The sequence below is a fragment of the Kribbella sp. CA-245084 genome, from assembly GCF_050942355.1.
Classification (GTDB): domain Bacteria; phylum Actinomycetota; class Actinomycetes; order Propionibacteriales; family Kribbellaceae; genus Kribbella.
The window spans coordinates 5,518,648-5,538,340 of the sequence record NZ_CP192053.1; the positions used below are offsets into that span (position 1 = coordinate 5,518,648).

22 protein-coding genes are annotated in these 19,693 nt (G+C 67.7%); 10 read left to right on the plus strand and 12 right to left on the minus strand.

Translation table 11 applies throughout. From position 1 onward, the window contains the following. Positions 1–135: 135 nt before the first annotated feature. Positions 136–633 (minus strand): hypothetical protein, encoded by a 498-nt coding sequence (locus tag ACQPYH_RS26320; protein ID WP_432876406.1) that lies wholly within the window; start codon positions 631–633, stop codon positions 136–138. A 97-nt stretch (positions 634–730) separates the two neighbouring features. Between ACQPYH_RS26320 and ACQPYH_RS26325 the strand changes: the two genes are divergently transcribed. Next, entirely contained in the window at positions 731–1,444 is a 714-nt protein-coding gene (locus ACQPYH_RS26325) for a class I SAM-dependent methyltransferase (protein WP_432876408.1), read from the plus strand. On the opposite strand, the gene ACQPYH_RS26330 is transcribed toward ACQPYH_RS26325, so the two are convergent. Genes ACQPYH_RS26330 through ACQPYH_RS26340 form a run of 3 tightly spaced genes read right to left on the minus strand, consistent with a single transcriptional unit; the run spans position 1,425 to position 4,293 of the window. Continuing rightward, positions 1,425–1,979, minus strand: coding sequence for a hypothetical protein (locus tag ACQPYH_RS26330; RefSeq protein WP_432876410.1), 555 nt, complete (start codon positions 1,977–1,979; stop codon positions 1,425–1,427). The genes ACQPYH_RS26325 and ACQPYH_RS26330 overlap by 20 nt on opposite strands. Next, positions 1,976–3,379, minus strand: coding sequence for an ABC transporter permease subunit (locus ACQPYH_RS26335; RefSeq protein WP_432876412.1), 1,404 nt, complete (start codon positions 3,377–3,379; stop codon positions 1,976–1,978). Before ACQPYH_RS26335 ends, ACQPYH_RS26330 begins: the two co-directional genes overlap by 4 nt. Continuing rightward, positions 3,376–4,293, minus strand: coding sequence for an ATP-binding cassette domain-containing protein (locus tag ACQPYH_RS26340; protein WP_432876413.1), 918 nt, complete (start codon positions 4,291–4,293; stop codon positions 3,376–3,378). Before ACQPYH_RS26340 ends, ACQPYH_RS26335 begins: the two co-directional genes overlap by 4 nt. A gap of 110 nt (positions 4,294–4,403) precedes the next feature. Between ACQPYH_RS26340 and ACQPYH_RS26345 the strand changes: the two genes are divergently transcribed. The 4 genes from ACQPYH_RS26345 to ACQPYH_RS26360 are packed head-to-tail and all read left to right on the plus strand — an operon-like array spanning position 4,404 to position 7,940. Beyond that, entirely contained in the window at positions 4,404–5,066 is a 663-nt protein-coding gene (locus tag ACQPYH_RS26345; protein WP_432876415.1) for a response regulator transcription factor, read from the plus strand. Next, positions 5,063–6,145: a sensor histidine kinase gene (locus ACQPYH_RS26350; protein ID WP_432876417.1), complete on the plus strand. Its 1,083-nt coding sequence runs from the start codon at positions 5,063–5,065 to the stop codon at positions 6,143–6,145. The genes ACQPYH_RS26345 and ACQPYH_RS26350 overlap by 4 nt, the downstream gene beginning before the upstream one ends. Positions 6,146–6,171: 26 nt before the next feature. Continuing rightward, on the plus strand, positions 6,172–6,789 hold the full coding sequence (locus ACQPYH_RS26355) for a hypothetical protein (protein ID WP_432876419.1): 618 nt from the start codon (positions 6,172–6,174) through the stop codon (positions 6,787–6,789). Next, complete coding sequence (locus tag ACQPYH_RS26360) at positions 6,786–7,940, plus strand: PrsW family glutamic-type intramembrane protease (protein ID WP_432876421.1); 1,155 nt, start codon at positions 6,786–6,788, stop codon at positions 7,938–7,940. The genes ACQPYH_RS26355 and ACQPYH_RS26360 overlap by 4 nt, the downstream gene beginning before the upstream one ends. A gap of 5 nt (positions 7,941–7,945) precedes the next feature. Here ACQPYH_RS26360 and ACQPYH_RS26365 read toward each other — a convergent pair whose 3' ends face one another. Genes ACQPYH_RS26365 through ACQPYH_RS26375 form a run of 3 tightly spaced genes read right to left on the minus strand, consistent with a single transcriptional unit; the run spans position 7,946 to position 9,205 of the window. Further along, positions 7,946–8,299, minus strand: a complete 354-nt coding sequence (locus ACQPYH_RS26365) for a GntR family transcriptional regulator (protein ID WP_432876423.1) — start codon at positions 8,297–8,299, stop codon at positions 7,946–7,948. A 21-nt stretch (positions 8,300–8,320) separates the two neighbouring features. Further along, entirely contained in the window at positions 8,321–8,749 is a 429-nt protein-coding gene (locus tag ACQPYH_RS26370) for a VOC family protein (RefSeq protein WP_432876425.1), read from the minus strand. A 30-nt stretch (positions 8,750–8,779) separates the two neighbouring features. Then, positions 8,780–9,205 carry a helix-turn-helix transcriptional regulator gene (locus ACQPYH_RS26375; RefSeq protein WP_432876427.1) on the minus strand — a complete coding sequence of 142 codons (426 nt, stop codon included), beginning with the start codon at positions 9,203–9,205 and terminating at the stop codon, positions 8,780–8,782. 75 nt (positions 9,206–9,280) lie between these two features. On the opposite strand from ACQPYH_RS26375, the gene ACQPYH_RS26380 reads away from it, so the two are divergent. Together ACQPYH_RS26380 and ACQPYH_RS26385 are read left to right on the plus strand one after the other, a co-directional pair. Beyond that, positions 9,281–9,952, plus strand: a complete 672-nt coding sequence (locus ACQPYH_RS26380) for a class I SAM-dependent methyltransferase (protein WP_432876429.1) — start codon at positions 9,281–9,283, stop codon at positions 9,950–9,952. Between the two features lie 46 nt (positions 9,953–9,998). Continuing rightward, entirely contained in the window at positions 9,999–10,355 is a 357-nt protein-coding gene (locus tag ACQPYH_RS26385) for an RNA polymerase sigma factor (RefSeq protein WP_432894487.1), read from the plus strand. Here ACQPYH_RS26385 and ACQPYH_RS26390 read toward each other — a convergent pair. Then, entirely contained in the window at positions 10,258–11,205 is a 948-nt protein-coding gene (locus ACQPYH_RS26390; RefSeq protein ID WP_432876431.1) for a glycoside hydrolase family 19 protein, read from the minus strand. The two genes, ACQPYH_RS26385 and ACQPYH_RS26390, sit on opposite strands and share 98 nt — an antisense overlap. Positions 11,206–11,412: 207 nt before the next feature. Between ACQPYH_RS26390 and ACQPYH_RS26395 the strand changes: the two genes are divergently transcribed. Further along, positions 11,413–12,759, plus strand: a complete 1,347-nt coding sequence (locus ACQPYH_RS26395) for a chloride channel protein (protein ID WP_432876433.1) — start codon at positions 11,413–11,415, stop codon at positions 12,757–12,759. Between the two features lie 64 nt (positions 12,760–12,823). On the opposite strand, the gene aspS is transcribed toward ACQPYH_RS26395, so the two are convergent. Genes aspS through ACQPYH_RS26410 form a run of 3 tightly spaced genes read right to left on the minus strand, consistent with a single transcriptional unit; the run spans position 12,824 to position 16,630 of the window. Beyond that, complete coding sequence (aspS, locus tag ACQPYH_RS26400) at positions 12,824–14,602, minus strand: aspartate--tRNA ligase (RefSeq protein WP_432876435.1); 1,779 nt, start codon at positions 14,600–14,602, stop codon at positions 12,824–12,826. Further along, positions 14,599–15,930: a histidine--tRNA ligase gene (gene hisS / locus ACQPYH_RS26405; protein WP_432876437.1), complete on the minus strand. Its 1,332-nt coding sequence runs from the start codon at positions 15,928–15,930 to the stop codon at positions 14,599–14,601. Before hisS ends, aspS begins: the two co-directional genes overlap by 4 nt. 10 nt (positions 15,931–15,940) lie before the next feature. Continuing rightward, complete coding sequence (locus tag ACQPYH_RS26410) at positions 15,941–16,630, minus strand: MBL fold metallo-hydrolase (RefSeq protein ID WP_432876438.1); 690 nt, start codon at positions 16,628–16,630, stop codon at positions 15,941–15,943. A 237-nt stretch (positions 16,631–16,867) separates the two neighbouring features. Between ACQPYH_RS26410 and ACQPYH_RS26415 the strand changes: the two genes are divergently transcribed. After that, a complete protein-coding gene (locus tag ACQPYH_RS26415) occupies positions 16,868–18,094 on the plus strand; it encodes a DUF349 domain-containing protein (protein WP_432876440.1) in 1,227 nt (408 codons plus the stop codon). Positions 18,095–18,231: 137 nt separating this feature from the next. Then, a complete protein-coding gene (locus ACQPYH_RS26420) occupies positions 18,232–19,101 on the plus strand; it encodes a hypothetical protein (RefSeq protein WP_432876442.1) in 870 nt (289 codons plus the stop codon). Here ACQPYH_RS26420 and ACQPYH_RS26425 read toward each other — a convergent pair. Then, complete coding sequence (locus ACQPYH_RS26425; RefSeq protein WP_432876444.1) at positions 19,084–19,665, minus strand: GrpB family protein; 582 nt, start codon at positions 19,663–19,665, stop codon at positions 19,084–19,086. The genes ACQPYH_RS26420 and ACQPYH_RS26425 overlap by 18 nt on opposite strands. Between the last annotated feature and the right edge of the window lie 28 nt (positions 19,666–19,693).

Here is a 19,693-nt window from a genome sequence, read left to right on the forward strand (position 1 = left end):
CCGTGGACAAGGATGGCCGACAAACTGGCTGCCTCTTTCTCTGAACGCAGACGAAGAACCTCATCATCGCTTCGACAGCGACCGAGGACAAGGGTCGCAGCGCGAGCTAGCCCACTGCGCGGGCCTCGTCGCAGATCAGGTGCGGCGGCGGAATCTGGAGCGGAATTTGTTGTCGTATTCGAGTTGGATGTAGCCCGAGGAATGGACGCCGACGGCGAAGATCGCGACGAGTACGAAGACGATGCCGGCGGGCAGGGAGATGTGCCAGAAGGCGGCTGCGATGCCGACGAAGGCGGAGCCTTGGGCGATTGCCTTTGCGACGGCGACGAGGCGGGATCTGGTTACGCGGTGGCGGAACGCCTCTTGCCGGTTCAGGACGAGGAGTGCGGCCAGTAGCGGGATCGAGACGGCGAAGGCGATGACGCAGATCTTCGCTGAGAGGTTGAGCGGGGACGAGGTCAGGAACGGCTGCACCACGACGAGTCCGGCCGCGGCCAGTCCGCCGTAGATGAGGTTGGACTGGCGGATCCACTCCTCTTGGGCGGCCGGGTCGGCTGCGGCCTCTTCGACTTCCTGCTGGATGCGTTCGGCTTCCGCCTCGGCGTCCGCGCGATGGTTCTCCGCCTCGTCCATCGGCCATCCTCCCGTGGGTCGCTGCCGTCGTCGGAATTGGGTGGTCAGGCGGACGACAGCGAGCCATAGTAAGCGCTCGACGACGACGGAGGTCCGCGTGAGGTACTACTACGCCGAGCACCAGGCGGCGTACCAGCGGCTGGTGCAGCGGGGTCTGACGCAGTGGAGCGACCTCTTCGGGGAGACCGACGAGTACGACGTCTTCCCGAACCGGCCGTTCCTCGAGCACGCGCTGACCCAGCTCGACCTTCCGCCCGAGCCCGACGTACTGGAGTACGGCTGCGGGACCGGACCGGCGGCGTGCTTCCTTGCGGCGCGAGGTTTCCGCGTCGACGCAATCGACCTCATCCCCGAGGCGATCACGCTGGCCCGGGGATTCGCCCGGCAGCGCGGCGTGGACGTCAACTTCAGTGTGCAGGACGTGTGCGCAATGGGGGCCGGCAGCAAGCAGTACGACGTGGTACTCGACAGCTACTGCCTCCAGTCCATCGTCACGGACACCGACCGCGCCAACCTGCTCGCCGCCGTACGCGATCGCCTCAAGAGCACCGGGTACTACGTCCTCTCCACCGCGATGTACGACCCGGACCGCGTCTACGAAGGCGACTTCCGGTACGACGCCAGCAGCGGCATCTGCTACGAGGCTGCTGACCCGGCGGACGACGCGATCCAGGTCGACGGCACCTGGTACCTCCCACACCGCCGCCACCTACAGCCCGCCGCCCTACGCGCCGAGCTGGAAACCGCCGGCCTCCACGTCCTCTCCCAAGCTGGCGGCGACGTCATCTGCGTCAGGTATCACGCAGCCTGAGCAGCAGAGTGCCGACGAGCATCGCCCCGAGCGACCACAGGGCGAGCACCCACAGGCTGGCGCTCATCGGCGCGATCTGCTCGAGCAGTCGGCGCAGGTGTGGGTTGGCAACCAGTTGGGTCAGGATCGGCGGTAGGTACAGCAGTCCGAGTACGGCGCCGACCGCGACGGCGGAGTCCCGCAGTACGGCAGCCAGACCGAGGCTCAGGATCGCAATCAGCACCAGGTACACAACCGCCCGCGGTCCGACGACCAGCAAGGAGACGCTCGCGACCACGGCTGAGAGGACCAGTGCCTTGGCAGCCATCAGCGTCGCGCGGTTTGGCATGGCCGTCAGCGTGATGCGGATGAGTCCGTTGCTGTACTCGCCAGTGACGGTCAGCACGGCCACGACCGCAACCGGCGCCTGACCGACGTACACACCGCTGAGACCCAGATGGTTCGCCGCCACAGTGGTGATCGCAGCTAACACCAGCAGCCACGCAGTACCCGGTGTGGTGCGTAGCTTCGTCCACTCCGCGCGTACAGCCCTCATACGTCCCTCCTGCGCAGCAGAACAGCAGCCACGGTCAGAGTGAGCAGGGTGTAGCCGCACAGCACGCCAAGACCTGCCCATGGCGGCAGCGGGTAGTAGCCAGTGGCTGGGGTGTAGACGCTGTCGACCTGTGGATAGCGAACGAGGGTCTGCTGCACAGCAAACGCAGCGGCCGGAGTCACCCGCGTCACCCACTGCGCGATGGACGGCGGCACGAACGGCGTCAGCGCGATGAGGTACGGCAACACGGTCGCCGCGACGACAGTGGTGACCGCAGTGGCGCTCCGGCGCAGGATGACGCCGACGCCGAGAGCAAGGACCGCAGTGACTGCCAGTACGGCGGCAGTACCGACCGCGACGCGCAATAGGACACCCGGTGATGCTGGGAACAGGTAGACACCCATACTGCGAATCAGCCGCAGCCAAAGGGGTAGTGCCAGGACCGTGGCGACCAGACTGGTGGCGAACGTGACACCAGCGAGCACAGCGGCCTTGGCCAAGAGCACCCGGCTGCGGCGCGGGCCGGCGCTGAGCGTCGTGCGAAGCAGCCCATAGCGGTACTCCGTGGTGATGCTCAGCGTGGCGATGACGACGATCACGATCAGCGCCGGGAAGGTCCCGAAGAGCACGTCGCTCGCGGCGATCCCGAACGGTACGTCGCTGCGCGTCGCCGGCGCGAGGTCACCGGCTCCTGTCACCCTGAAACCCTTCGATGACGGGACGAACGCGCCCGACAACTCCGCGGCGCCGACCTGACTGCCCACCCAGCTCGCCGCAGGCCAGGAACCGTTCAGCTGCGGGCTGCCGAACTCCGCTGTCGCCACATCACCCGCTGTGCCAAGTCCGCTGACCTGAGGTGGACAGGCCACAAACAGCCCGGCCTGAACGGTCGCGCTCAGCCCAGGCAGTCGCACCGTGTCGACAAGGGTCCAATGAGCGCCATCCGTTGAGGCCTCGCCGGTCAGTGTGTCGCCAGAGCGCGTGAGCCGCAGCCAGCGCGCCGTAGCCGGCGGACCCGCTCGGTCGTACAGGTAGTCGTGCTGCATCCGTACGCCGTGCCCGCCGGTGACCATGATCGCTGCGTAGCGTGCACCTGGCTCCGGACCGGCGGTAACGATCAGCCCTGCCTTCGCCCACACGCCTGCACGCAGGGAGGTCAGTTTGCCGACCTCGACGGTGATCCGGCCGTCACCAGTCAGCGCCCGGTGGACGAAGTAGTACGCGTCGCTGACCGGCGTACCGTCCGGACCGATCGGGATCGGTGACGTCTGGTCGGGCGGACCGCCACCCAGCCCGGTCACGGGGAAGAGCAGGATCAGCAGAGCCGCCACCGCGGTACCGCGCACCCAACCAGGGACGGAGCGGAACTTCGCCCACTCTGCGCGCAGGTATCTGGTCACGAGACTGCCCGGTACTCGACCGCGTCCCCGGTGAGCGCGAGGTATGCCTCCTCGAGCGTTGCCCGGTGAGGGGTGAGCTCTGAGAACGGCAGTCCGGCCGCAGTGAGTACTGCGACGATCTGCTCGGCAAGAAGGCCTTCTACGGCGAGCACTCCGGTCTCCGTGTGCAACACCTGACCACCCGCAGTCGACAGTGCTGCCGCGGTCGGTTGAGGCATGCTCGTCCGAAGCAGTACGCGATCTCCTGACAGTGCCGCGATCAGCTCGGCGACACTGCTGTCAGCGAGCACCCGGCCGCGGCCAACGACGACCACGTCGTCGGCCATGTCCTGCAGCTCGCTCATCAGGTGGCTGGAGACCAGTACGGCGCGCCCCTGCCCGGCCAGTGCACGCAGGAAGCCGCGCAGCCACACGATGCCTTCCGGGTCCATCCCGTTGAACGGCTCGTCGAGCATGATCGCCGGCGGATCACCTAGCAGTGCAGCCGCGATCCCGAGCCGTTGCCGCATGCCCAGCGAGTAGCCGCCGGCCGGGCGACGGCTTGCCCCAGCCAGGCCCACCAGCTCAATCACCTCGTCTATGCGGCCGGCACTGATGCCCTGCGACTGCGCGAGCCAAAGCAGGTGGTTGCGGCCGGTCCGGGCCGGGTGCAGAGCCGATGCGTCGAGCAACGTCCCCAGCGCTCGCAGTGGACTGCGCAACGACGGGTAGGGCCGTCCTCCGACCAGAGCGTGGCCCGCGTCGGCGGTGTGCAGCCCCAGGACGATCCGCATCGTGGTGGACTTGCCGGCACCATTCGGCCCGATGAAACCGGTCACCCGCCCGGGGCGGGCCATGAACGTCATCCCGTCCAGCGCAGGGGTCGCGCCGTACCGCTTCCGCAGCTCGACGACCTCAATCGTGGCATCAGTCATGGCATGGTTTTGTACGCCGACGCAGGTGACATCCCGGTGCGCCCGGCTGTCACCTGGTTGTCACTGCCGGCCTGGCATCGTGGCCGCCGTACCCGAGAGGAGTTGTGACCATGAGGGTGCTGGTGGTTGAGGATCACCGGACGCTGAACGCGCTGATCGCCGACGGCCTACGCCGTGAGGCCATGGCGGTGGACACTGCGCTCGACGGTCATGGTGCGCTGGAGCGGGTGGACCTGACCCGGTACGACGTGGTGGTGCTGGATCGGGACGTGCCGGGTGTCCACGGCGATGAGGTGTGTCGCCGGATCGTGGCTGGTGGAGCAGGCACGCGCGTGCTGATGCTCACCGCAGCCGGGACAGTGCGTGACCGGGTCGAGGGGCTCGGGCTGGGTGCTGACGACTATTTGCCCAAGCCGTTCGACTTCGCCGAGTTGGTCGCGCGCGTCCGGGCTCTGGGTCGCCGGTCCACTCAGGCGCTTCCCCCGATACTGGACAACGGCGACCTGACGCTGGATCCCGGTCGCCGGGTCGCACTGCGCTCGGGGCGGCGGCTGGACCTCAGTCCGAAGGAGTTCGCTGTGCTCGAACACCTGCTGGCCGCGGGCGGGCGGGTCGTCTCCGCGGAGGAGCTGCTCGAGCAGGTGTGGGATGAGGCAACCGATCCGTTCACGACGACGGTGAAGACCACGATCGGGCGGTTGCGCGCCAAACTCGGCGTACCGCCCGCCATCCACACGGTCCGCGAAGGCGGCTACCGGATCGGTCCGCAGTGAGCCGCCCGCCGGAGCTCCCCAGGCTGCGTACTCGGCTGACGCTGCTGAACGCCGGACTCGCCTTCGCCTGCAGCATCGTGATCCTGGCGGTGGTCGACCTCGGGCTATTCAGTGGCAGCAACACCAGCAGCAACACCGACAGCAACCTGGCCGAGGTACTGCGCTACTCCGCCACGGCACTCGTCGTACTGGCCGCTGCCTCGATCGCCCTCGGCTGGTTGATCGCGGGCCGCGCACTGCGCCCGCTGCACGCGATCAGCCGCTCCGCCCGGACCATGTCCGCCGAGGACCTGAACAGCCGGCTGCGCGTGCCCGCCGGCTATCAGGAGTTCACCGAGCTGGCCGACACCCTCGACGACATGCGACAGCGATTGCACGATTCGTTCACCGCACAACGCCAGTTCATCGCGAACGCCTCCCACGAACTGCGTACGCCGCTCACCGTCCAACGAACGCTGCTCCAACTCACCCTCACCGACCCGAACGCCACCACCGAGACGCTCCGCGAGGCCTGCCAAGAACTACTGGACATAGGCCGTCAACAGGAACAACTGATCAACGCACTCCTCACGCTGGCCAACGGCTCGCAACACATCGATTGCCGGGAACCCTTCGACCTCGCCGCTCTCACCAAAACCGTTGCCTCAGGCCACCAATCGGAAGCCGCACAACACGGCATCGAGCTACGCACCGACCTGACGACCGCCGTGATCACCGGCGACGCGTCCTTGACCGCCGCCCTGCTGACAAACCTGATCACCAACGCCATCCGCCACAACCTCCCCGCCGGCACAGTCGACATCACCACGACACCCTCCGGCCGCCTAAGCATCACCAACACCGGCCCCCCGATTCCCCCCACCGAACTCCCCCGCCTCACCCAGCCCTTCCAACGCCTGAACCCCAACCGCACAACCCAAACCGAAGGCCACGGCCTAGGGCTGGCCATCGTCACAGCCATCGCCCAAGCCCACCGAGCTCCCCTGACCATTACCTCCAACCCCACCGGCGGCCTCCACATCACCGTCGACTTCTCCAGCGAGGTCGAAGCGCGTTCGCAGGCCCGCGCTCTACAGTGATTGGAACGGCGAGAGAGGGGCTGGTCGTGAGTACGCGGGAATGGGTGCCGGTTGAGCAGCGGTGGTTCGGGCTGGATCGGCGGACGTTCAAGGCCGGGTTCTCGGCGCTCGCGATCGCGCTGCTGCTGATCTACGGGTGGCAGGGATTGAACGCGGCGATTCCGTGGCACAACGAGATTCGGGCCGGGCAGGTGCTCGACCTGGGCGACGGTGCGACTGCGGTGCCGCCGGTCGGGTGGCAACTGGAGCAGGGGACGCTCGTCGGCGGCGCGGGGGCGAGCGCGACCAGCCTGCAGGTGCTGCTCGTACAGGGCGGCGCGACGATCGAGTTGATCGGTACGGCGTACGACGGCAGCGCGGCCGCATTCCTCGACCAAGTGCACCGATCGCAAGGCAGTCCGCCGGGCGTCACGGCAGCGCGCGGCTCGATCACCACCGACTCGGGGCTGGTCGGCGTGGTCGAGAGTGGGAGCGGGCCGAGCGGTGACGGGGTCGACGTGGCGTTCAAGATGGGTACGGGCGATGCCGTCGACACCGCCCCGGCGCTTCTCGTCAGGGTCCGTACGGCGTCCGGGCAGTTCGAGCACTATGAGGACCAGGTCGGCGCGCTGTTGCGCAGCGTCACCCCCGGAGCGGCGCGATGACCGCCGTACCGCAGGAGAAGGCCGCGCAGCTCGACGCGATCGAGGAGTCCGGCTGGGGCCAGCCGTACCGGTTCCTGCAGCCGCACAACGTCGCGTTCTGGGTCTATGTGGTCGGTGTCGGCGCCGGTGCGATCACCATGCTGCGAGTCTTCGGTCCCGGAGCCCAGTTCTACACGCCTGCGCTTGCGGGAGGCGTCGTACTGTTCGGCCTCTACCTCATCCCCTGGCTGCTCCTCCTGCGCCACCACAACCGCTTCACAGCTCAGCCCGCGTCGCTGCTGGCAACCGGATTCGTCTGGGGCGGCGTCGCCGCAACTTTCTGGATCGCGCTTCCGGCGAACGCTGCGCTGCTGGCGATCTGGGCAAAGATCGGCGGTACGTCGTTCGCGCAGGCCTGGGGCGCCGGCCTGACCGCCCCGATCAACGAGGAATTCGGCAAGGCAATCGGCCTCATCCTGCTCATCGGCCTGGCGCCGCGACTCGTCCGCAGCGCGTACGACGGCTTCATCATCGGCGCGTTCATCGGCCTGGGCTTCCAGGTCTTCGAGGACATCCTGTACGTGTACAACGGCGCCACCCAGCAGTACGGCGTCGACCAGCTCGGCTCGTCGCTCCGCGTCTTCATCGTCCGCGGCGCCGCCGGCATCGTCTCGCACGCCCTGTTCAGCGCGATCTTCTGCGCCGGCCTGATGTGGGTGCTGGGCCGCACCCGCGGCGAACGCAACGTCGTACGCGGCGTCCTGACGATGCTGATGGCGATGTTCTTCCACTTCGCCTGGGACGACGTGGGCGGCCTCAGCAACGGCGGCGCGTTGGCCGGCATCCTCCCGTTCCTGATCGCAGCTGTGGAACTGACCGCCCTCTTCTACGTACTCCGCCACGCCGCGAAACACGAACGCACCTGGATCCGAGAACTCCTCACCCCCGAACTGGCCACCGGCGCCGTCGACCCACCCCTCCTGGACGCCGTCAGCGGCCTGCACAAGGATCGCAAGAAGTACCGCAAACACCTCCACAGCCGCCGCAAGGCCAACCACCGCCTAGAAGCCGCCAGCGACCTGGCCCAAGAAATCGCCCGAGCCAACGGCGCCGAGTCACCGGGCGTGGTCCACACCCGCGCTGAGCTACTACGCCTCTACAACAAGCCCTGACAGCTTCACCAGGCTCGACGCAGGACCTCGCTGGCTTCAGCGAGAGACAGGCCGGCACGTCGGGCGGTGCGGGCGAAAGTGACCGCGGCTGCTTGGGTTTCTTTGTCGTCAACCTGGCTGCGAGAGGCGAGGACGAAGGTGCCGTTGCGGCCGCGGGTTTCGACCAGGTGGTCGGCTTCGAGTTCCTTGTAGGCGCGAGCGACCGTGTTCACTGCCAGTCCGAGGTCCAGCGACAGTTGGCGGACCGTTGGCAGTCGGGTGCCGCGGGCAAGCTCGCCCGCGCGGATCAGCGCCTCGATCTGTGCCCGCACCTGCTCGTACGGCGGTGCGATGCCGACCGGGTCGACAGTGATGTCCATCCGGTCAGCATGCCGCACGCATCAGGCGAAGTCCTCGGCGGTATAAGCCTTCTGCTCGACCAGCACGAGCCAGTTGCCCGAGTTGTCCCGCAGTACCGCCTCCACGCCGTACGGCCGATCCGCCGGCTCCTGGATGTACTCGACGCCGCGCCCGGTCAACTCAGCAAACGTCTTCCGGCAGTCGTCCGTCGCCAGCCCGACCCCATGCATCGAGCCCTTGGCCATGATCCGTTGGATCCACCCCGCGGACTCCTCGTCGAGAGGCGGCCCGGGCAGCATCAGCGCCAGCTCGAGCTCGGGATGGTCGGCCTGATGCACAGTGCACCAGCGGAAGTCCTCGCTGAGCGTGATGTCCTCACCGAGCTTGAAGCCGAGCTTCTCGGTGTAGAACGCCTTCGCCTCGTCGATGTCGTTGACGTAGACCGTCACCAGGCTCACGTTCGTGATCACAGTTCCTCCTCAAAGGTCGTGAGTACGACGCTAAGCCCCGGACTCCCCCGCCGGCTTCTCCGGAATTGCGGAGTTCAGTCCGAGCATGAACACGAAGCACCCAGGGATCCGCGCCCCGGTCTGCGTCCGCTGGTACGCCGTCGGCGTCATCCCCACCAGCTCCGTGAACCGCTGCGAGAACGAGCCCAGGCTGCTGTACCCGACGAGCCCGCACACCTCGGTCACCGTCAGGTTCGTCGCCCGCAGCAGATCGGTCGCCCGCTCGATCCGCCGCCCGGTCACGTACTGCATCGGCGTCTCGCCGTACTCCGCCGCGAAACAGCGCAGGAAGTGGTACTTCGATACGCCCGCCGCGGTCGCCAGCGCCGCGAGATCGAGCGGCTCGGCATAGTTGCGATCGGCAACATCCCGCGCCCGCCGCAGATGCGGCAGCAGCTCGACCGGTACGACTGTCACCTCAATGAGCCTAGGTACTTTCGGCCGGTACCGAAAGACTGGCGGCCCACAGGTAAACGCAAAACACTGACAGGTATGAGAGTCGGACAAGGTGGTAACGGACCGGGACCGCTCACACCGGACGGCAGCGCGGTCGAACTCTACGAAATCACGCAGGTGCACGGCGAGGACGAGCTGATCGACGCCGCGATCGACCCGGGCAGCAGCATTCTCGAGCTCGGCTGCGGGACCGGGCGGATCACCCGGCCGCTGCTCGCGCTCGGGCACCAGGTGCTCGCCGTCGACGAGTCGGCGGACATGGTCGCCAGAGTCACCGGAACCGAGACGATCTGCTCGACGATCGGCGATCTGAGGCTGGACAGGCAGTTCGATCTCGTGCTGATGATGTCGTTCCTGATCAACGTCGCCGACGACGCGGAGCGCCTGCGCCTGCTACAAACCTGCGCCCACCACGTCCGCCCCGGCGGCTCCGTGATCCTGCAGCAACAGACTCCGGGCATGCTGCGCGGGCCGGCCGTGATGGTCAACGAGCAACGCAGGATGGAGATCTCCGACGTCGAGGAACTCCCCGGCAACCGTCAGGCGGCGACCCTGACCTACACCATCGACGGTAAGACCTGGGCGCAGCGAATCCTCACCCAGAACCTCTCCGAGGACGACCTCGCGGCCCAGCTCGCCGAAGTCGGCCTGCAGCGCACCGGCTACCTCACCCCGGACAAGACCTGGGTGCGCGCACAACCCGTCTGACGCGCGGCAACCTCGCACGGCCCTGCGGACCCTGCAAGGTATGACCATGACTTCGAGCCGGCCGGAGAAGCCTCCGACCGCGCGCGACGGGGACCTGTGGGACGCCTTGCGCCGCCAGGAACCCGAGGCGCTCGGCGAGCTCTTCAGCCGGTATGCCGCCGCCGTGCACGCGTACGCCGTGCGCCACACGGGCTCCTATGCGTACGCCGATGACGCCGTGCAGGCGGCCTTCGTGACCGCCTGGAAGCACTTCGGACGTTCGGAGCTGGCGGCTTGGCGGCCGGTCCGGCCGCCAAGCCTGATGGTCAGCCCAGGCCGCTGCCGTTCTTGGCGAGGGTGTCGAACTGGGTGCGGGTCAGGTGGCTCGTGTCGCCCTTCAGCTTGGACGGGCGGGTGCAGATGACGCCGGCCGGGATCGAGCCGGTCAGGTACTGCAAGGCGCTCTTGAAGGAGTCGCAGCGACGCTGGTCCTCGGCGCCGGCTGGATAGCCGATGGCTGCGTTGACACGGCCCATGTCGAGGTTGTCGGCGTACGGATTGATGTTGCGGGCAACGGTCCAGTACCAGCGGGCGATCGGAGCGCTCCACTGCAGCGACAGCGCGAGGTCCGGGTTGCCGAGCAGGTCGATGCCGAGGTACTGACCGGCCGGCCCGTAGTTGAAGTCGCCGGTCAGCTGGATGTACCCGCGGCCGCCGTACACCCGGGTGTCGCCGATCTCGCGAATGTTGTACTCCAGCCGCGACTCGTGCACCAGCGTGGCCAGGAACGCGGCCTTGCGGTACGGCGTGTTGATGTTCGCGTCCCGCATCGCCTGATTGAGCGACGGGAGACCGGTCTGCACGATCGACGGGTTCGCGATCCGGCTGCCGAACATCGCCTGTACGTCGGCCAGCGTGATGTCACCCGTCTCAGGCGGCGGCCCGTCACCACACACCGGTACGCCAGGCAGCTGGTCCTCGGGGATCGCGACGTACACGACGGTCACATAGCCGCCGAGCGCGGGCACATGCGCCCACCACGAGCTGGTCCCGTCGGAGTTGCTGACGAGGTCGCCCTGCTTCTGGCAGTCGACGTCGATCGACGTCGGTCCGCTGAGCGTGCCGACGACGGCGGACGAGAGGTAGGCATCGGCGCGGACGTTGACGCCACTGCCGTAGGTCTGGAAGACGGTCGCGTACGCCGGGGAGGCGGCGACCAGTGCGCCTGCGGTGATCCCGAGGCAGGTGAGAACAGCGGTCAGAAGACGACGCATGAGCACTCCTGGGGCGAGGAGGGGGCGGAAGCCGTGAAAACCTGACAAGCATTCTCGCGACGTCGTCAGTTTCCTCCAAAGTGCGGGAGTGCTCAACCCCTGCTGGTCGATGGGCTCCGCGGGGGCTGACGTCGCGGGGTTGTCGGTGTTGTCCGTAGCGCGCATGGTGGTTCGAGGGGAGCGATCGTCGCAGGGGGTTTGTAGCCGATGAGTCACGCAAGCGCGCGGGCGGGTGGAGAGCCGGCGACGGGCGGTCAGTCCACCGATCCGCAGGTGCTGATGCGGAGCCGGCAGTACCGCGGCCTGCTGGTCGTGTCGGCACTGATCGGCGTGGTCGTGTCGATCGCCTCGTGGGGCTTCCTGGAGGCCACCCACTGGCTGCAACAGGCGCTGTACTTCCACCTTCCGAAGGCTCTCGGCTTCGACTCGGCTCCGTGGTGGTGGCCACTGCCCGTACTCGCCGTGGCCGGACTGGTGATCGCCTTCGCCATCGTGAGACTGCCCGGTCATGGTGGCCACGAACCGTCCGAGGGACTGAAGACCGGCGCACCGACCACTCCTGTCGAGCTGCCCGGCGTCATACTGGCCGCCATCGCCACCGTCGGTCTGGGACTGGTCCTCGGACCGGAGGCGCCCTTGATCGCCCTGGGAGGTGGAGTTGCGTTGCTCCTGGTGGACCGGGCGCGGCAGCCGGTCCCCGACCAGGCCAAGCTCGTCCTCGCTGCGGCGGGCGGGTTCGCCGCGCTGGCGACGATCTTCGGCTCGCCGGTCATCGGCGCGGTGATCATCATCGAGGCTGCGGGCATCGGTGGACCGATGCTGCCGCTCATCCTGCTGCCGGGTCTGCTCGCCTCCGGCATCGGCTCTCTGGTCTTCGTCGGGATCGGCAATCTGACCGGCCTGAGTACCAACGCGTACGCACTTCCGCCACTGGCGCTCCCGGCCTACCCGACCCCGCAACTGCTCGACTTCCTCTGGACTGTCCCGCTGGCCCTGGTGGCAGCAGGTGGCGTCTTCGCGGTCATGACGCTGGGGCGGAGTACGCGCTCGCTGGTCGCACGGCGCCCGTTCTTGCTGATTCCCCTCGCCGCACTGGTGGTCGGTCTGGTGGCCATCGCCTTCGCCCAGATCAGCGGGCAAACAGCCGACGCCGTGCTGTTCTCGGGTCAAGATGAGATGTCCGCAACCGTGCAGGGGGCCGAGACCGTCTCGCTGGGCACGATCGCGCTGCTCTTGGTGGCCAAAGCCTTGGCGTGGGGTGTGTCGCTCGGCGCTGCTCGTGGCGGTCCGACTTTCCCCGCCATCTTCCTCGGGCTGGCCGGCGGCCTGCTGGCATCGCATCTCCCCGGGTTCGCGGAGACCCCGGCCGTCGGAGTCTTGATCGGAGCCTCCGTCGTCGCAGTACTGCGACTACCGCTCTCCGCGATCGTGCTCGCTCTACTGATCACCCAGGCCGGCGCCGGGGTCGCGCCGCTCGTCATCGTGTCAGTGGTCGTGGCTTACATCGGCACGCTGGTTCTCTCCGCACGCGGCACGGTGAGCCGCGGGCCGTGAAGCCGCTCGCCGCAGTCACCGGCTGCCGCACTCGGTGACCGCGGTGCGGCAGCTCAGCCGCGGCCTACTCCGCCTTCTTCTCCTCGGGCTTGGCGTCGACGCCGGCCTCCTTGCGCTGCTCCGGCGTGATCGGCGCCGGCGCGGCGGTCAGCGGGTCGAACCCGCCGCCGGACTTCGGGAACGCGATCACGTCGCGGATCGACTCGGTACCGGCCAGCAGCGCGGTGATCCGGTCCCAGCCGAACGCGATCCCGCCGTGCGGCGGCGCGCCGAACTTGAACGCATCCAGGAGGAACCCGAACTTCTCCGAGGCCTCCTCGTCGCTCAGCCCCATCACCTTGAACACGCGCTTCTGCACGTCCTCGCGGTGGATACGGATCGAGCCACCACCGATCTCGTTGCCGTTGCACACGATGTCGTACGCATACGCCAGCGCCGATCCCGGATCGGTGTCGAACGTGTCCATCGAGTCCGGCTTCGGCGACGTAAAGGCATGGTGTACGGCGGTCCACGCGCCGGACCCGACCGCGACATCACCGGCGGCCGTCGCGTCGTCGGCCGGCTCGAACAGCGGCGCGTCGACGACCCACACGAACGACCAGGTCGACTCGTCGATCAGCCCGCCACGACGGCCGATCTCCAGCCGGGCCGCACCGAGCAGCGCCCGCGACGACTTGACCGGGCCCGCAGCGAAGAAGATGCAGTCGCCCGGCTTCGCGCCGACGTGATCGGCGATGCCCGCGCGCTCTTCCTCGGAGAGGTTCTTCGCGACCGGCCCGGCCAGTTCGCCGTCCTGGCCCACGAGGACGTACGCCAGCCCGCGAGCGCCGCGCTGCTTGGCCCACTCCTGCCACGCGTCCAGCTGCTTGCGCGGCTGGTCGGCACCACCGGGCATCACGACGGCGCCGACGTACGGCGCCTGGAAGACCCGGAACGGCGTGTTCTTGAAGTACTCCGTGCACTCGACCAGCTCGAGGCCCATCCGCAGATCCGGCTTGTCGGAGCCGAAGCGCGCCATCGCCTCGCCGTACGTCATCCGCGGGATCGGGGTCTGCACGTCGTACCCGACGAGCTTCCAGAGCGCGGTCAGGACCTCCTCGGACAGCGCGATGATGTCGTCCTGGTCGACGAAGCTCATCTCGATGTCGAGCTGGGTGAACTCCGGCTGCCGGTCGGCGCGGAAGTCCTCGTCGCGGTAGCAGCGCGCGATCTGGAAGTACCGCTCCATACCGGCCACCATCAGCAACTGCTTGAACAGCTGAGGCGACTGCGGCAACGCGTACCAGCTGCCGGGCTGCAGCCGGGCCGGCACCAGGAAGTCGCGTGCGCCTTCCGGCGTCGACTTGGTCAGCGTCGGCGTCTCGATCTCGACGAAGTCGTGGTCGGCCAGCACGGTCCGAGCAGCCTGGTTCACCTTGCTACGCAGGCGGATCGCCGCGCCGGGGCCCTGACGACGCAGGTCGAGGTACCGGTACTTGAGGCGGATCTCCTCGTTCACCGGGGTCGCGTGGTGCTCCTCGACCGGGAACGGCAGCGGAGCGGCCTCGTTGAGCACCTCGACCTCGGTGGCGATGATCTCGATCTCGCCGGTCGGCAGGTTCGGGTTCGCGTTGCCCTCCGGGCGCGGCGAGACCTCGCCGACGATCTTCAGGCAGTACTCCGAACGCAGGCCGTGGGCGGCGTCCTCGTCCCGGATGACGACCTGGACGGTGCCGGACGAGTCGCGCAGGTCGATGAACGCCACGCCGCCGTGATCGCGCCGCCGCGCCACCCAGCCCGCCAGGATCACGGTCTCGCCGGCGTCGGATGCGCGCAGCGAACCTGCGGAACGGTTACGGATCACGAGTTCTCCTCTTGCGTTTCGATACTTGGACGTAAGTCTTCGACCGGCGGGGCCCAGGTGGCCGCATCCGCGGGCACCTGCTCGCCGCTGCGGATGTCCTTCACCTCGGGCCCGTTCTCGGTGCTGAACCAGACGAACGGGATCCCCCGCCGATCCGCGAACCGGATCTGCTTGCCGAACTTCGCCGCCGCCGGCGCGACCTCGACCGGAATCCCGCGGCTCCGCAGCTGGATCGCAGTACGCATCGCGTCCGCTCGGTCGTCTTCAGAGTTCAAGGCAATCACCACGGCGGTCGGCGTACTCCGATTCGCCTTCAGCAATCCCTTGCTGATCAGCCGGTGCACCAGCCGCGACACCCCGATCGAGATACCAACGCCTGGGTACGTCGTCTTGCCGTCCGACGCGAGCGAGTCGTACCGTCCGCCGGAGCAGATCGACCCGTACCCCTCGTCACCGATCAACTGCGTCTCGTAGACCGTGCCGGTGTAGTAGTCCAGCCCGCGCGCGATCTTCAGATCCGCGACCAGCAGACCGGGCGCGTGCTCGTTCGCAGCCGTCATGATCTGCGACAGCCGCTCGAGCCCTTCGTCGAGGATCTCGTGCTGTACGCCGAGCGCCCGCACCTGATCCGCGAACGACGCATCGGTGCTTGAGATCTCGGCGAGGCGCAGTACCTGCTTGGCAGTCTCCGCGGACAGGCCGGCCGCGGTCAGCAGGTCGGTCACCTTGTCCGGGCCGATCTTGTCCAGCTTGTCGACGATCCGGAGTGCGCCGGTGATGTCCTCGATGCCGAGGCCGCGGTAGAAACCCTCGGGAATCTGACGAGTGTTCACCTGGATCCGGAACGCCGGGATCGGCAGCTTGCGGAACGCGTCCGCGATCACCAGCGGCAGCTCGACCTCGTAGTGGAACGGCAGCTCACCGCTGTCGATGATGTCGATATCCGCCTGCGTGAACTCGCGGTACCGGCCCTCCTGCGGACGCTCGCCGCGCCACACCTTCTGGATCTGGTAGCGCCGGAACGGGAACGTCAGCTTGCCGCTGTTCTCCAGCACGTAGCGCGCGAACGGCACAGTCAGGTCGAAGTGCAGGCCGAGCGCCGCGTCCTCGTCGGCACCGGCGGCAAGCCGTCGGACGCCGTAGATCTCCTTGTCGGCGTCCTCGCCCTGGTTGGACAGGCGCTCGACCGGCTCGACCGCACGGGTCTCGATCGAGGCGAAACCGTGCAGTTCGAACGTCTCCCGGATCGTGTCGAGAAACTGCAGCTCGACGATCCGATCAGTTGGCAAAAATTCGGGGAACCCGCTAAGTGGGCTGATTTTACTCATTTGGCCTTGCTCATAAGTTCTGTATCTCCAGGTCCTGCAAGTAGGGGTTGGTCGCCTTCTCCCGGCCGATCGTTGTCTGGCCACCATGACCCGGCAGGACGACGATCTCGTCGTGCATCGGCAGGATCTTGGTGGCCAACGTATGCAGCATCGCCGGATGATCGCCGCCAGGCAGATCCGTCCGGCCGATCGACCCGGCGAACAACACGTCACCGGAGAACAGCACCGCGGGCACGTCTTCCGGCCCGTCGTACGGCGTCGTGAACGTGACCGACCCGCGGGTGTGGCCCGGGGTGTGGTCGACGGTGAACTTGAGGCCCGCCAATTCCAGGGACAGCCCGTCCTTCAGCTCGGCGACGTCGTCCGGCTCGGCGAACTCGTGATTGCCGCCGAGCAGCATCCGGGCCGCCTCCGGGCTGATTCCGGCCATCGGGTCGGCGAGCAGGTGCCGGTCGTCGGGGTGGATCCAGGCGGTCGCGTCGTACGTCCCGCAGACCGGGAGTACCGAGAACATGTGGTCGATGTGACCGTGCGTAAGCAGCACGGCGACCGGCTTGAGCTTGTTCTCCCGAACGACCTGCTCGACGCCGTCGGTCGCGTCCATGCCCGGGTCGACAACGATGCATTCCGCGCCCTGGCCGGTGGCGACGACGTAGCAATTCGTACCCCACGCACCCGCGGGGAACCCGGCGATGAGCACGACGCACCTTCCTGAAACGGTTTCCGGACTCACCAAGGTTACCCGGGCGGATCGCCGTACTTCGCACCGGATTGTGACGCAACACCGTTGCGCGTGAGCTGGGAGTTTGTGATTGTTCAGGGATAAGCGTCGAGAAGGCAGCTCGACGCGCCCAGGCGGGGCCCTGTCCGCGCGGTTGGACCGGGGACTGACCAGAATGGGCACGAGCGCAGTGCATACCGCCGGAAGGGGCGAGTTGTGGCCGGAGAGAACTGGGGCCGGGTAGCCGAGGACGGAACGGTCTTCGTACGGACGAAGGACGGTGAACGGGCAGTCGGCCAGTGGCCGGACGCCAACCCTGAGGAAGCGCTCGCCTTCTACACCCGCCGGTACGACGCGCTCGCGTTCGAGGTCGAACTGCTGGAGCAGCGGGTCCAGGCGGGCACAGTGTCACCGGACGACGCCCGGGCCGCGGTGAAGAAGGTCACCGGCTCGATCGAGGAGGCCCAGGCGGTCGGCGACCTCGACGGCCTGCGCGCCCGGCTCGACGCGCTCACCCCGCTCGTCGCGCAGCAGCGTGAACGCCGCAAGGCCGAACGCGCCGCGAAGGTCGAGGAAGCGCGGTCCGCCAAGACCAAGATCGCCACCGAGGCCGAGACGATCGCCGCCGGCACCGACTGGCGCCACGGCGTCACCCGCCTGCGCGAACTGCTGGACGAGTGGAAGGCCCTCCCCCGCCTCGACAAGTCGTCGGACGACGAGTTGTGGCACCGCTTCTCTTCCGCGCGTACGACGTACACGCGGCATCGCAAGCAGCACTTCGCCGAGCTGTCCTCCAAGCGTGAAGAGGCCGCGGTCGTCAAGGAGCGGCTGGCTGCCGAAGCGGAGTCGCTCGCGTCGTCGACCGACTGGGGTCCGACGTCCGGCCGGTTCCGCGACCTGATGCGGCAGTGGAAGGCGGCCGGCCCCGCGCCGCGCGAGGTCGACGACAAGCTGTGGGCGCGCTTCCGGGCCGCGCAGGACCTGTTCTTCGGCGCGCGGGACGCCGTACAGGCCGAAGAGAACGCCGAGCAGGTCGAGAACCTCGCGGCCAAGGAAGCACTGCTCGTCGAGATCGAGACGATCGTGCCCGTCTCGGACGCGCGTACTGCCCGCGACCAGCTCCGCGACTACCTGGATCGCTGGGACCAGATCGGCAAGATCCCCCGCGACTCCATGCGCACGATCGACGGCCGCCTGCGAGCAGTCGAGCAGGCCGTGAAGTCGGCCGAGGACGAAGTCTGGAACCGCAGCAACCCCGAGGCCCGCGCCCGCGCCGAGGCAACCGTCAAGCAACTCCAATCCTTGATCGCCGACCTCGAAAAGCAAGCCGCCAAGTTCGAGTCCCAAGGCAACACCCGCAAAGCCACCGAGGCCCGAGAAGCCATCGCCGCCCGCCGAGAATGGCTAACCCAAGCCCAAAACGCCCTAACCGACTTCAGCTAGTTCGTCTCCCCCACCCGGCGCACCGACACTGCATCTCTGGCGACAAGCTGAGGGCCAGTGCGCCCGTTCAAGCGGGCCCAGGCGCGGCCTGTGGACAACTTTGAGCATGGGGGCGATTAATCCGGCATTCTGCTGGGATGTTTGAGTACGACCAGCCGTATTACTTTGCTGGCCTGCCGTTCACGGCTCGGCAGGTGCCGCGCAAGCTTGCGTGGTTGTTGGCGCGAGGCGAGATTCGTCAGTTTCTCAAAGGCGTCTATGTCGACGTCCGGATGTCCGACTCACCCGCGCTACGAGCTGACGCGCTGCGCCTGGTCGTGCCGGCGGATGCCGTGGTGTGCGGGCGGGCGGCCGCCTGGCTCCACGGCATCGGAACAACCGCGCTCGGATCCGAGGACCTGGTGCAAGCCCAGTGGACTCGCGACGTTCCCGACGCGGACGTGGTCGAGCTCGACGGCTTGAGGGTCACCAGCCCCGCATCCACTGCGCTCGCACTCGCGATGGCACTGCCGCGGCCGTTCGCGCTCTCCGCCGTCGACGCGATCCTCCGCTCTGGCAAGGCAGATCTGTGGGCGCTCCGCGCTGCGTCGGCCGCCTACGAAGGCCGCCGCGGGTACGGCCAGAGCCAGGACATCCTCCGCCACGCAGACCGGCGTGCCGAGTCCCCCGCGGAATCCTGGCTCCGTCTCCGACTGCTCGACGCCGGCTTTGGCCGGCCCGACCTACAGATCGGCGTCGACGGGCCGAACCGCGTCTACCGGCTCGACGTCGGCTACCCGGATCGTCCGATCGACGGCCGCAAGCTCGGCCTGGAGTACGACAGCGACCAGTGGCACTCGTCGATCAGACAGCAGTCACGCGACGAGACCCGGCGTACCGAGCTGGATGCGTTGGGGTGGCACATCATCTCGGTGCGACGCACCGACTTGTGGGGTTCGTATCCGGCGCTGGAGCTCGCAGTCGGATCATTCCTGTGTCAGCAGCCTCGCCTACCGCGCCGCTGGTGAGACACTCCAGCCAGTTACCTGGGCCCAGCGTTCGGCAGACATCATGAGGACCTCGGTGGCGGGCGCTTTGATCTGCCCGTAGTCGAAGAGGTCCGGGACTGACTGAGCGAGCCGCTGCTTGAACGCGCCCCAGGCCCGGCGGGCGGTGTCGTCGGCGCGCAGATAGTCGCGGAAGAGCAAGGCGTAGCGCGTGTTAGGCCCATCGATCAGACGAAAGTGGACGTTCGTCGAACGCTCGCCGACTGGCGGCGCGAAGACAAGTTTCTCGCAGCGATGGCCGTTCGAGATCTCAACACGGTTCCACTCCTCCGGCCGGCAGCGGAAGCCGGCTCTCTCCATGAGGTCAACCAGCTCAGGCGAGAGCTCGGCGACCCGGATCTGCGCATCGATGCAGTCCTTCGCGGCCAGGCCGGGCACCGAAGTCGAGCCGACGTGGTCAACGAACACGGCCCTATCCCCCACCGCCGCACGCAGCCGGCCGGCGAGGTGCGTGAACTCTGCAGGCCAATCGGGGTTGTAGTCGACAACAGCAACAGCCGAACGCAGCTCATCGGGGAAAGGCATCCCACGATCATCGCAAGCGCCCGGTTCG

Bases quoted from the DNA above. Each gene is read 5' to 3' on its own strand.
- ACQPYH_RS26420 (WP_432876442.1), top strand. From the start codon at position 18,232: ATGTTTGAGTACGACCAGCCGTATTACTTTGCTGGCCTGCCGTTCACG.
- ACQPYH_RS26320 (WP_432876406.1), bottom strand. From the start codon at position 633: ATGGACGAGGCGGAGAACCATCGCGCGGACGCCGAGGCGGAAGCCGAA.
- ACQPYH_RS26380 (WP_432876429.1), top strand. From the start codon at position 9,281: ATGAGAGTCGGACAAGGTGGTAACGGACCGGGACCGCTCACACCGGAC.
- ACQPYH_RS26360 (WP_432876421.1), top strand. From the start codon at position 6,786: ATGACCGCCGTACCGCAGGAGAAGGCCGCGCAGCTCGACGCGATCGAG.
- ACQPYH_RS26390 (WP_432876431.1), bottom strand. From the start codon at position 11,205: ATGCGTCGTCTTCTGACCGCTGTTCTCACCTGCCTCGGGATCACCGCA.
- ACQPYH_RS26425 (WP_432876444.1), bottom strand. From the start codon at position 19,665: ATGCCTTTCCCCGATGAGCTGCGTTCGGCTGTTGCTGTTGTCGACTAC.
- ACQPYH_RS26385 (WP_432894487.1), top strand. From the start codon at position 9,999: ATGACTTCGAGCCGGCCGGAGAAGCCTCCGACCGCGCGCGACGGGGAC.
- ACQPYH_RS26345 (WP_432876415.1), top strand. From the start codon at position 4,404: ATGAGGGTGCTGGTGGTTGAGGATCACCGGACGCTGAACGCGCTGATC.
- ACQPYH_RS26340 (WP_432876413.1), bottom strand. From the start codon at position 4,293: ATGACTGATGCCACGATTGAGGTCGTCGAGCTGCGGAAGCGGTACGGC.
- ACQPYH_RS26365 (WP_432876423.1), bottom strand. From the start codon at position 8,299: ATGGACATCACTGTCGACCCGGTCGGCATCGCACCGCCGTACGAGCAG.
- ACQPYH_RS26395 (WP_432876433.1), top strand. From the start codon at position 11,413: ATGAGTCACGCAAGCGCGCGGGCGGGTGGAGAGCCGGCGACGGGCGGT.
- hisS (WP_432876437.1), bottom strand. From the start codon at position 15,930: ATGAGTAAAATCAGCCCACTTAGCGGGTTCCCCGAATTTTTGCCAACT.
- ACQPYH_RS26330 (WP_432876410.1), bottom strand. From the start codon at position 1,979: ATGAGGGCTGTACGCGCGGAGTGGACGAAGCTACGCACCACACCGGGT.